Origin of the sequence: Microvirga brassicacearum (assembly GCF_008757455.1) — a bacterium.
Lineage (GTDB): Bacteria > Pseudomonadota > Alphaproteobacteria > Rhizobiales > Beijerinckiaceae > Microvirga > Microvirga brassicacearum.
Window position 1 is genome coordinate 541 of the sequence record NZ_VCMV01000013.1, and the last position, 11,288, is coordinate 11,828.

Consider the following 11,288-nt stretch of genomic DNA (forward strand, 5'->3'; position numbering starts at 1 on the left):
GAACATCCATCGGCCGCGGATCTTGATGTAGGTTTCATCGACATGCCACCTTCCGGCGACAGCACGCTTGCGCCGGTTAAAGCCGTCCAGCAGCAAGGGCGAGTAGTGAACGACCCAGCGATGGATCGTCGAATGATCGACACCGATGCCGCGCTCGGCCATCATTTCTCGAAGATCACGCAGGCTCAGGCCATAGGCCAGATACCAACGGACGCAAAGCAGGATGACAGATTGGTCGAAATGGCGGCCTTTGAACATCAGCACTCTCCCGGAAACGCCGGAGGTCAATGCCATACCAGGCGTAACCGAAAAGTTTGCAACAGAACCCTCAAGCCGGGCCAGAGCCACTATCCACTCACTGGCGCTCGGTCGCCCGAGCTTCGGAGCCTCGATGGCAAACGCCTTCTCGAACATCGCCTCTAACTCAGGGCCAACGATCGATAGACGCGCCGCGCCCGGCGGCCTCTCCATCTGGAAGGATTTATGCTTGGCGCCATAGGCGAATCGAAATTCCTCGATCGCTTTCGAGATCGGCATGTCGCCTGATCCTGGAAACCGCCCGGAAAACGGGTGCCGGCCGTTGAACAGCGTCAGAAAGATCATCATCACGGCAAGACCGAAATTATCGTGATGCTCGGTCCGAATGACACCTTTGAATGGCTTTCCCTGCAGCTCAGGAGGCGTGAAAGTCTCAACACCCAATTCGCAGAGGAAGCGTCGGCCACCGCTTGTGACCTGAAAGCTGTCACAATCGATCAGACTGACGGTTGCGTCCTGACCTACCAGAACGCTGCCGTGATTGACGTCACCGATGATGCAACCGCAATTGTGGACAGCCGCGAAGGAGCGCCCCGTATTGGCCGCCGCCCGAACAAGGAATTTCCAGTTCGCCCGCCGAAATTCGGTCCGTCGGCTTTTTGGGCTGTAGAGGTTATGGACATCCTTCCGGTTTGACACCTTCGGGAGCAACAACCCGACGGCCGCTTTCGACATTTTGGAGAACACCAAGGCCTTCGGCCAGGCAGCGAAGCCTGTGAGATGATCGGACTTCATCGCGGACATGGCCCGGATCTTGGCGGCCCGTTCGGTCGAAAGGGGCTGGTGGTAGACACAGACAACAAATGTTTGCGACACATCCAACTGCCGACGAGGATCCGCTTATAGTGGCGGTTGACCGCTATGCGACGCTCAGGAGGTCGTGGATTTCCAATGACCGTGCGGACGGCGACGAGCTTCTCAGGTATGGACATACATGCGTGTACGATGGATCTAATTGGCTGCTCGTTGTCAGTTCGTTACGGCCGTGAATGGCCGACCAACGATGCGTCGGGCCGATGGAATTCCGGCCCGACGGTCGCGGCTCAGATATCTACGGCAATATCGAGCAACGGTGCGTATTGCTGTGCGCCGAAGATGTCCGGATCTCCAGGGCTTCCGCTCGGGCGGAGTCGGTAGATCGTGAACTTGATGGCGCAGGCCGGGTCGTATTCAACGAATTCGGCGATCCGGCTCTCGTCGATGCCGTAAAGCGTCGCAACGCTCTCTCGCGTGAGCGCCTTGCTCCGTCGCACCCGGTCATAGACGTTACGGTCCGTGAAGATGACGTCGAACGTGATCTTGTCGACGCCGGCATTCTTGCTGCGAATAGTTTTCGCGAGGTCTGATAGCTTTTTCATGATGAACTGCTCAGGCGCCGATGGTTGCGATATGGGTGGGGAAGAGTTCCAGCGGGTCGTCGACCGCGAGGGTGTGGTTGACGGTCCAGCGATAGGCCGGCGAGGCTTTCAGGACCTCGTCAAGGACGAACGCAACGCCGCCGGCGGTGCCCTTCACCTCGGGCAGGCGAGCATAGAAGAGCTGGCGTGTGCCGGTCATGCAGACCTCCTCGGCCATCTCCATCGTCGGCGCGATGCCCTGCACCACGATGCAGAGCTCGTGCGCCGGGACCTTCACGGGCTCCAGATCGCCCATCACGCCGTTTTTGCCGAAGACGTTGTAGAACAGCTCGTAGGGCGCATTGCCGAAACGTTCCGCCGTCTGATCCTTCGCCCAGTCGATGACCTTGTCGATATTGGCGATCGTGTAGGGGTCCCGCACCGACGCGATTCCGACGAAGCGCTCGCCGATCTTGCCCGCGCCTTCCAGCTTCACCCGCACCCGCTCGGCCGGGGTGAAGCGCTGTCCTGTCACCCGGGTCGTGCGCGGATCGATCTGCTCGTAGTGACAGTCGCGCATGTCGAGACGTCCGCCGGCGACGAACTCGTCGAATGGGTTGGAGCGCTCGTACATAGCATGACCTGCAACGGATGCGATGGTGCAGCGCTGTTCCGGGTGCATGGCCGTAACGGTCACGCCGGAACCTTTAACCGCGCCCAGGACCGTCTCCTTGGCGCCGTAGGGCTCCGCGCAGAAGGAAGCGCATTCCAGCACCTTCCCAAGATAATAGGCATCAGCCTCGCTGGCACCGCGATGGAGCGCTGCGGCGGCAAAGATCGCGCAGTCGCTGGACCGACCACCGATGATCACGTCGCAGCCTTCGTCCAGAAGCTTCATGAAGGGATGAACTCCTGCCATGGCAACGATGCGCTCCGTGGCATCGAGTTCAGCCTCGTCCAGCGCATCTCGACCGTCGAGACCCAGCACAGGCTCGGCGCTCCCGATGGCCTTACGCACCTGCTCCTTGTCGACTTCGGAATAGAAGTAGCCCAGTTTGAACGGCGCCAGTCCGTGCTTGCTTGCGATCTCCCGGATCATCTCAACGTAGCGATCAACACGACCGTTCGTGCCGGTATCACCAGCCGAGCCGATGATCATCGGCACGCCGATCCGGCGCGACGCTAGAAGCATTGCCTCGAGATCCTGCCGCTGCCACGCCTCCGGCGACGTGGAGGTGTCGGTTCCAAGGGGGACTGGTCCGATGTCATCGCTTCCCGAATCAGCTGCGATGAAGTCGGGACCCGCCTCGACTCCACGCAGGAAGCTGTCGAGCTTCAATGGCGCAAAGCCCAAATGTCCGTTTGGGCAGATGATTTTGATGGACGGCATAGCAGGCATTCTCCGATCGACGTCATGGTGTGGCGATCGAAGAAAAGCAAAATCTGTGCCAAGGCCGGCGACACCTGTCAAGCTGTTGCTTGATAAAGAGAATTCGCCCTTCGTCAAACGAGCCGACGCAAACCGTGCAGCCGCCCATGTGACTTCCACGCATGGACGCGCGCGATCCGCGCATCGGCGGCCGATCAGGTGATGTCGAGCTTTAACATCTGGTGGCGCAAGGCGTGCCGGGTGAGCCCGAGGCGCGCGGCCGCGTCCGTCAGGCTGCCGTTGGTTATCGCGAGGGCGTGGCGGATGAGCCTGACCTGGTAGGCTGCCGTCGCCTCGTAGTAATCGCGGCGGTCCTCGACAGCAGCGTCCGCCGCGGGTGCGTGCCCTGCGCGCTCGGCCTCCTCCACGTCCCGCGGGATGCGTGCCGGAAGATGGCGCAGCATGATGGTGCTCTCGTCCTCGAGAATGAAGATACGTTCCAGCAGGTTTTCCAGTTCGCGTACATTGCCAGGCCAGCGGTAACGCCGGAAGATATCGACCACGTCCGGTTCCAGCCCGCGAATAACCCGGTCATAGCGGCTGCTGAGGCGGCGCAGGAAATGATCCGTCAGAACGAAGATGTCGTCGCCGCGCTCGCGCAAGGGAGGCGCATTGATGGCGACAATCTGCAGGCGGTAGTAGAGATCTTCCCGAAACCGGCCGGCATTGACCTCCGAGAGAAGAATGCGGTTCGTCGCCGCAATGAAGCGCACATCGATCTCCACCGGCTCGATGGCACCGACCCGGCGCAAACGCTGGGTGTCGAGAACAGTCAAGAGCTTCGCCTGCATCACGAGATTCATGTCGCGGATTTCGTCGAGGAAGATCGATCCGCCATTGGCCGCTTCGATCAGGCCGGACTTGCGCGCGATGGCTCCCGTGAACGCGCCCTTCTCGTGGCCGAACAACTCCGACTCGAGAAGCTGGTCGGGGATCGCCGCGCAATTTACGTCGATGAATTGTTGCGCTGCCCGCTGCGATTGCTGGTGGACAAGGCGGGCGACAAGGCCCTTGCCGGTGCCGGTCTCGCCATAGATCAACACGGCCCGGGCGGCGCTCTTCGCCACCCGGTCGATGAGTCGCCTGACTTCGATGACCGAGCTGTGTTCGCCAATCAGGCCTGCTTCATACGCCACGCGGTCTTGTCCGGTTTACGGCCGGCAGTCGAAGGAATTCCACTGGCCGGCACAGGGTTTGCCGGGGGAAAAGTAGAGGCGAAGCTCGGCGGGCGCAAATACCGCGCAGGAGATCGTGTGTGAGTCGCCATATTCTCCATGGCGGCAAAGCGATTCCTGTCCGTGTTCGGGGTGCGAGCTCATCATGGCCGCCGCTTCCTCGAAAGTGGGGCAGGCGGTCTGCTGCCCGAGCCAGGACTTCAGCCTGGCGTGACGGCCTTTCGTGCTCGTGACAGCGTTCTCGTCCCTCGGCGCCAGCCAGGACGGAGCGCATTCCGGGCTCACGAAGTGGTTGGTGCGGAACACATAGTGACCGCTGCATTCCGCCGCCCAGGCGGAGTGCCCGAGCTCGACCGCCGCGCAGGCTCCCGACTCGTCCCCCAGAACCATGCTTCCGCCGCCCGCATGCGGAAGTTCAGCGATCATCCGCAGCGCCTCGCTCACATTGCGGCAATGCCAGAGCAGCCGGGTCATCAGGAAATATCTGAGCAGACCCGGGCCATGATCCCTCGTCGCAACATGGGTGTCCACTAGCGCGAGGCCATGTGCGTTCATCCCGCTGGAGAACGCACCGGGGCTGCCGAGACTGCCGACGCAGAGAACCGCCTCGCCGGGCTTGTCCGGATCGCGGTGGAGAAACACCCGCTGCAACTGGACGTGTTCGCCGCGATAGTCGCGGTTCTTCACCACCAGCGGACCCATCGATCCGCCAGCACCCCAGCTCCACGCGGTGCAACCGTCGACGGCGAAATCCGCGAGCACGCTCAGATGAAGATAGGCAAGGAGGGATGCGACCGGCCGGTCGAAACCGTCCGCGATTCCGGCGACTTCGGCCTGTCCTTCCGGATCGAACGCTTTCAGGATCTCTCTCTGCTCGGCGAGGAAGTGTCGAATCGCAGGCTTCTCGAGCAAATCCGACGCCGCTGAGAGACGGGCGTCGATGGCGCTCTGGACGGCAGGAATGAGTTCGCTGGCGCAGGCGGCCTGGGCGCGCCCGCGCTCATAGGCGCTGCCGGAAAGAAGAAGCGGCGTTGCGGACTTTATCTCGATCATGATGCCTCGAGCAGGTGACAGGCCGCCGAGCTTTCAGCTCTCTGCGGGCGAAGAACAGGGGTCTCGACACGGCAGCGGTCGAACGCGAAAGGACAGCGGGTGTGAAACTTGCAACCTTTCGGCGGGGACAGGGGTGAGGGAACGTCCCCGGTCAGTTTCACCCGCTCGCGCTTCGGCCCGGCATCGATCTGCGGCACTGCAGAGAGCAGTGCCTTGGTGTAAGGATGCTTCGGCGCGCGTAGCAGCTCGCGCGTCGGGCCGATCTCCACGATATCGCCGAGATACATCACGGCGATTCGATCGCTTACGTGGCCGATCACCCCGATGTCATGGGAGATGAACAGATAAGTCAGCCCGAGCTCGCGCTTGAGAGATCCGAGAAGCGCGATTATCTGCGCCTGCACCGACACGTCGAGGGCCGACACCGGCTCATCGCAAACCACGAAGCTGGGGTTGAGGATCAGCGCGCGGGCGATGCCGATGCGCTGGCGCTGTCCGCCGGAGAACTGGTGCGGAAACCGACCGAGATGAGCGCTCTTCAACCCCACGCTCTCAATCATCGCGACCACCCGGTCACGGATGTCTGCCCGACGGGCGATCCCCTGGATCGCCATCGGCAGGCCGACGATGTCGAGAACCGATTTGCGGGGATTCAGGGACGCATAGGGATCCTGGAAGATGATCTGCATGCGGCGGCGCAGCGCGGTCATTCCCCGGTAGGGCAGTTTCGTGATGTCGATACCGTCGAACACGATGCTGCCCGAGGTCGGTTCGTGCAGCCGGAGCACCGTCCGTGCAAGAGTGGATTTGCCGCAGCCGGATTCGCCGATGAGGCCCAGCGTTTCGCCGGACCCGACCGAGAAGCTCACCCGATCGACCGCCTTCAGGTCGAGGATGGGCTGACGCGAGAGCCGCTGCATCAGGCTCTTGTTAAGATGGTAGGTCTTGGCGAGGTTCGTGACCTCAAGGAGAGGGCGTGTCGGTGCCTCGATCATTGCAGAACCTCCTCGACGCGCAGGATTTCGTTCACGCGGATGCATCGCGCGTGATGGTTAGGCTCCACGGCCTCCATGGGTATGTCGGTTCGGCACCGGGGCGTGCGGAACTCGCAACGATCGTAGAAGCGGCAGGTCCCGCCGAGGCCGATCAGTTCCGGAACCTGCCCATCGATCGGCCGGATGGGAGCGTCGAGATCCGACAGGCGGGGGATGAGCCCGATCAGCCCTTTCGTATAGGGATGTCGTGGGCGGTCGATCAATTCCCGGGTCGGCCCGGTCTCGACGATCTGCCCGGCATACATCACCGCGACCCGATCCGTATGCTCGGCCACGACACCGAGGTCGTGCGTAATCAATGCCACGCTCATGCCGAGTTCACGCCGAAGGTCGCTGATAAGATCGAGCACCTGCGCCTGGATGGTGACATCGAGGGCCGTGGTCGGCTCATCGGCGATCAGCAGCTTGGGACGGCACGACAGGGCGATGGCGATCATGATGCGCTGGCGCATGCCGCCGGAGAACTGGTGTGGGTAGTCGTCGATCCGCTTCTCTGGCGCCGGAATCCCCACCAGTCGGAGCATCTCGACCGCGCGCAGACGGGCGGCATCCCGGCGTCCGCCCCGCGGCAGGTCGTTAGCATGGGCGAGGATCACCTCTTCGATCTGCTCCGCAACGGTGAGGGCCGGGTTGAGCGCGGTGAGAGCATCCTGCATGGTCATAGCGATGTCGCGCCCGCGCAGGCTGCGCCAACCCTCATCGCTCAGAGTGCGCAGATCGACACCCTCGAAGGCGATCGAGCCGCCTGCGATGAATCCCGGGGAGCGCACCAGCCCGATCACGCTGGCGAAGGTGACGCTCTTGCCGGATCCACTTTCACCCACAATGCCCAGGCACTCACCGGGATAAACATCGAGATCGACGCCATCCACTGCCGTGACCATGCCCGCACGCGTCGCGAAACAGGTCTTCAGACCGCGGATGGAAAGGAGGGGTTCCGACATCTCAGTCGCTGAACTTCGGGTCGAATGCATCACGAAGGCCCTGACTGGCGACATTGATCGAAAGAACGAGAAGAAGAATGGCGATGCCGGGAAAGGTACACACCCACCACGCGTCGAGGATGAAGGCGCGGCCATCAGCCACCATGGAACCCCACGAGGCGGTCGGAGGCTGGACGCCGAGGCCGAGGAACGAAAGGCTCGCCTCGAGGATGATCACATGCGCCATGCGGATGGTGGACACGACGATCACCGGCGACAGGATGTTGGGAAGGATCTCCCGGAACATAATATGAAATCGCGGCGCGCCGACCGCGCGGGCCGCCTCCACATATTCCATTTCGCGGGCGGCCAGAACCTCGCCCCGGACCACCCGGGCGGGGACCACCCACTCCTTGTAGACGAGCGCCAGAATGATGTTCTCGAGGCCGGGACCCATCATGGCCATCAGGGCAATGGCGAAGATCAGGTAGGGAAAGCCGAGAAGGATATCGATCACCCGCGAGATCGCGATATCGACCCAGCCGCGCATGTAGCCGGCCGCAAGGCCGAGCACTGTTCCCACCACCGTCGCAATGAGCACCACCGCGACTCCAATGGTGATCGATACCCGGGAGCCGTAGATGATCCGTGAGAGGATATCGCGGCCGAGGGCGTCGCAGCCGAGGAAGTAGCTCCATTCGCCGCCTTCCATCCATGCCGGCGGCTGCAGCCGGCGCAGGAGATCGCTCTCGTAGGGGTCGTGGGGGGCAAGCCATGGCGCCAGAGCCGCCATGAGCACGAAAAGCACCACCACGACGGCGGCCGTCATGGAGAACCCGTCCGCCGCGAAGCGGCGTATGCTCTGCCAAGTCGGAGTTTCGATCCGCTCGATCGCGACGGCCGGAGCCTCCAGGGCGGTACTCACAGGCGGACCCTCGGGTTGAGCATCGTGTAGAGAAGATCGGCGAAGAAATTCAGAAACACGTAGGTCACCGCGTAAAACAGCACCGCTGCCTGGACGAGGGGGTAGTTGCGCACGAAGATGCTCTCCACCACGAGCCGTCCGAGCCCGGGCCAACCGAACACCGTCTCCACCACCATGTTGCCGCCGAGAAGCGAACCGGTCTCGATGGCCGCCACGGTGACGGTGGGAACCAGCGCATTCTTCAGCGCGTGGCGCCAAAGGACCCGGCGGCGCGAAATACCCTTGGCCTGGGCGAACACGATGTAGTCCGACCGCAACACCTCGAGCATCGCCGCCCGTTGCACGCGAGTGAGAACCGCCGCCATGGGAAGAGCGAGGGTCAACGCGGGCAGAATGAGATGCGACAGCGCGTCTGCTAAGCAATCAGGACGGCCGCGCAGCAGGCTGTCGATGGTCATCAGCCTCGTGAAGGGTGCGACCTCGCAGGCATAATCCATGCGCCCGGACACGGGCAGCACCTGCATGTGAACGGCAAACAGGATGATTAGGATGATGCCGAACCAGAACCCGGGCAGCGAGATGCCGAACAGCGATCCAACGGCCGCCAGACGATCGAGGAGCCTGTTCTTGTGAACCGCGGCCGCGACACCGAGCGGGATGGAAATCGCGATCGCGATCAGCAGGGCGGCCAGTGTCAGCTCGATCGTGGCGGGCAACCGCTCGGCAATCACGTCGACGACAGGACGGCGATGGAAGAAGCTGAGGCCGAAATCCCCCGTGAGCGCATTGCCGAGGAAAACCGCGAAACGCTCCAGCGGCGGCCGGTCGAGCCCCATGTCGTGGCGCATGGCCTGCACCTGCTCAGGGGTGACCTGCTGTCCAGACAGCATGATCTCCACCGGGTCGCCCGGCGTCAGGGCCATCATCACGAAGACGATGACACTGACGCCGAGGAGAACCGGCAGGAGCTGGGCGATGCGTCCGACGAGCGCCAACGGGTTCATCAAGCTTTCTCCACCATGTTCACGATGCGGGTCCGATCACTTCACGCAGGTATCGTGAAGAATTGATCCGGCTGTCCGCGCTCGGCTCCCAGCCGCTGACGCGCTTCGAGACGCCGTAGAGGTCCTGTGGCAGCCACATGAAGATCCAGGGCGCCTCACTGTTCACGATGGCCTGCGCTTTCTTGTAGAGATCCGCGCGCTTGGCCTGATCAAGCTCCACGTTGGCGCTGTCGAGGAGCCCATCCACTTCCTTGTTGGAGTAGAAGGCGCGGTTGCCGCGGCCGCCGGAGCGGAGGGTCGGCACGAAGATGTCGGCAGGATCGAGGGAGCCATTGCCCCACGAGGTGAACCACATGTCGCCGGTCTTCTCGCCCGTCGCCGCCCACTTGGCCTGCAGCGTCGAGGCCTCGCTGACATTCACCTTGGCGCGGATTCCGGCCTTGGTCAGCATGGCGGCGATCGCTCCCACCACATCCTTGAAAGGACCTTCGGCATCCAGCGTCACGTCGACACCGTTGGGGTATCCTGCCTCGGCCAGCAGCTTCTTGGCAGCCTCGACGTCGAACTTGTAAGCGGGCAGGTCAGGGTTGAAGCCGAAAGCGTCCGGGCTCATCACGCCGTTCAGGGGAGCGGCTGTCCCGAGCAGGATCCTGTCGATGATGAGCGCCTTGTCGATGGCCATGTTGGCCGCCTTCCGGACACGCGGGTCGTCGAAGGGCTTCTTGCCGTTGTTGAGCGCGACGAAGAATGTGCGGGTCCCGTTGACCTTCATCACCCGCGTGTTGCCGTTCGCTTCCACCTTCTTCATGTCGTAGGGTGGAAGTTCGTTGATGATGTCGACCTCACCGGCGAGGAGGGCCGCGACCCGGGAAGCGTTTTCCGGAATGGCGCGGAAGATCACGCGATCCACGCATGCCTTGCCCACCGGCGAAATGTCGGTCGCGCCGCCGTAATAGGCATCATGGCGTTCCATGATCACCGTGTCACCCTTGCGCCATTCGACGAGCTTGAAGGGTCCGGTGCCGTTAGCCTGGGTCGCGAGACCCTGCGAGCCGACCTTCTCGGCGAAGGCCTTGCTGATCACTTCCTGGACCGGCAGCATGGCGGGCAGGATCGGCCACGGCTCCTTCAGCGTGAAACGCACGGTCCGGTCATCGACCCTGGTGATCGACGCCACCGGTCCCACGAGATCCTTGCGCGGGCTGGTCTGGCCGCCGAGAGCGCCGTCCTTCGTGAGCCGTTCGAACGTGAACACGATGTCGTCCGCCGTCATCAGCGAGCCGTCGTGAAATATGACCCCCGAGCGGATCCTGAAATCGTAGGTCACCGGATCGACCTGGGTCCAGGATTCCGCGAGTTCCGGCACCACCTTCATCTTCGAATCGCGCGTCAGCAGGCCGTCATAGATGTTGCGAATGATGGTTTCGGTGTCGCGATTGCGGTGATTGCCCGGATCGAGCGTCAGCGCGTCGAGCGTAAAGCCGACCCGCAGCTCGCTCGCCGTTAGATGAGCGGGCAGCGCCACGGTTATCATGAGTGCCGTAGCAGTGAGAGCCTTGCGAAGCATATCAACCTCCAGTTCCCGCGAGCGATGTCCCCTGCAGCTCAGCTTTATGTGCGCGGTCTGCCGAGGAGGGAGCAAAAACCGTGCCAGCGACGATTTTTCGCGTATCTGCCTGTCAACACACAGCTCTGCCGACCCAACCGCCACCAGTCGCAGCGCCGTCGGCGTGAGAATCCCGCATCATGCGCAGTTTGCGCACGTGATATCCGGCCGGCTTTGCGTCGCCGGCGGATTTCCGGCATAGCGTCGAACCCCGCGCTTTTGCCAGGGTCGCCATCCTCGGCGAGCTGCTGGAACCCCCGACACGCAAGCGGAAGCCTTGGCGCTGATCCACAGCCTGATCGAGAGGCCGTCTCGCGGCGGCGGAGGGCCGCTTGAAGGTTGAGCTGCGGGGCGAACTCGCCGGCATTCTTCAGGGTTCCGTCGCAAACGCTTCGTTTCAAAGTTCCAACTACCCTGCCCGGTGACCCAGTTGTGGAGGACGCGGTGTTCAAGGGCAGACATT

Annotated in this window: 10 protein-coding genes; all 10 read right to left on the reverse strand. The window is 62.6% G+C overall.

Annotation, left to right across the window (positions count from 1 at the left end):
- Positions 1-258: transposase (locus FEZ63_RS07655; protein WP_244622736.1), on the reverse strand; the 258-nt coding region annotated here is incomplete at its 3' end.
- A gap of 1,103 nt (positions 259-1,361) precedes the next feature.
- On the reverse strand, positions 1,362-1,676 hold the full coding sequence (locus tag FEZ63_RS07665) for a DUF4387 domain-containing protein (protein WP_150943048.1): 315 nt from the start codon (positions 1,674-1,676) through the stop codon (positions 1,362-1,364).
- 10 nt (positions 1,677-1,686) lie between these two features.
- Positions 1,687-3,045, reverse strand: a complete 1,359-nt coding sequence (locus tag FEZ63_RS07670; protein ID WP_150943049.1) for an acyclic terpene utilization AtuA family protein — start codon at positions 3,043-3,045, stop codon at positions 1,687-1,689.
- A gap of 194 nt (positions 3,046-3,239) precedes the next feature.
- Positions 3,240-4,220 carry a sigma-54 interaction domain-containing protein gene (locus tag FEZ63_RS07675; protein WP_150943050.1) on the reverse strand — a complete coding sequence of 327 codons (981 nt, stop codon included), beginning with the start codon at positions 4,218-4,220 and terminating at the stop codon, positions 3,240-3,242.
- A gap of 15 nt (positions 4,221-4,235) precedes the next feature.
- On the reverse strand, positions 4,236-5,312 hold the full coding sequence (locus FEZ63_RS07680) for a C45 family autoproteolytic acyltransferase/hydrolase (RefSeq protein ID WP_150943051.1): 1,077 nt from the start codon (positions 5,310-5,312) through the stop codon (positions 4,236-4,238).
- Positions 5,309-6,307 carry an ABC transporter ATP-binding protein gene (locus FEZ63_RS07685; RefSeq protein ID WP_150943052.1) on the reverse strand — a complete coding sequence of 333 codons (999 nt, stop codon included), beginning with the start codon at positions 6,305-6,307 and terminating at the stop codon, positions 5,309-5,311. Before FEZ63_RS07685 ends, FEZ63_RS07680 begins: the two co-directional genes overlap by 4 nt.
- Entirely contained in the window at positions 6,304-7,311 is a 1,008-nt protein-coding gene (locus FEZ63_RS07690) for an ABC transporter ATP-binding protein (RefSeq protein WP_244622693.1), read from the reverse strand. Before FEZ63_RS07690 ends, FEZ63_RS07685 begins: the two co-directional genes overlap by 4 nt.
- Position 7,312: 1 nt before the next feature.
- Entirely contained in the window at positions 7,313-8,215 is a 903-nt protein-coding gene (locus tag FEZ63_RS07695; protein ID WP_150943054.1) for an ABC transporter permease, read from the reverse strand.
- Positions 8,212-9,219, reverse strand: coding sequence for an ABC transporter permease (locus tag FEZ63_RS07700; RefSeq protein WP_150943055.1), 1,008 nt, complete (start codon positions 9,217-9,219; stop codon positions 8,212-8,214). The genes FEZ63_RS07695 and FEZ63_RS07700 overlap by 4 nt, the downstream gene beginning before the upstream one ends.
- A gap of 19 nt (positions 9,220-9,238) precedes the next feature.
- Positions 9,239-10,786 (reverse strand): ABC transporter substrate-binding protein, encoded by a 1,548-nt coding sequence (locus tag FEZ63_RS07705; RefSeq protein ID WP_201274114.1) that lies wholly within the window; start codon positions 10,784-10,786, stop codon positions 9,239-9,241.
- Positions 10,787-11,288: the final 502 nt, after the last annotated feature.

Excerpts from the sequence above, each read along its gene's own strand:
- FEZ63_RS07665 (WP_150943048.1), bottom strand. The coding sequence starts at position 1,676 with ATGAAAAAGCTATCAGACCTCGCGAAAACTATTCGCAGCAAGAATGCC.
- FEZ63_RS07670 (WP_150943049.1), bottom strand. The coding sequence starts at position 3,045 with ATGCCGTCCATCAAAATCATCTGCCCAAACGGACATTTGGGCTTTGCG.
- FEZ63_RS07680 (WP_150943051.1), bottom strand. The coding sequence starts at position 5,312 with ATGATCGAGATAAAGTCCGCAACGCCGCTTCTTCTTTCCGGCAGCGCC.
- FEZ63_RS07685 (WP_150943052.1), bottom strand. The coding sequence starts at position 6,307 with ATGATCGAGGCACCGACACGCCCTCTCCTTGAGGTCACGAACCTCGCC.
- FEZ63_RS07690 (WP_244622693.1), bottom strand. The coding sequence starts at position 7,311 with ATGTCGGAACCCCTCCTTTCCATCCGCGGTCTGAAGACCTGTTTCGCG.
- FEZ63_RS07700 (WP_150943055.1), bottom strand. The coding sequence starts at position 9,219 with ATGAACCCGTTGGCGCTCGTCGGACGCATCGCCCAGCTCCTGCCGGTT.
- FEZ63_RS07705 (WP_201274114.1), bottom strand. The coding sequence starts at position 10,786 with ATGCTTCGCAAGGCTCTCACTGCTACGGCACTCATGATAACCGTGGCG.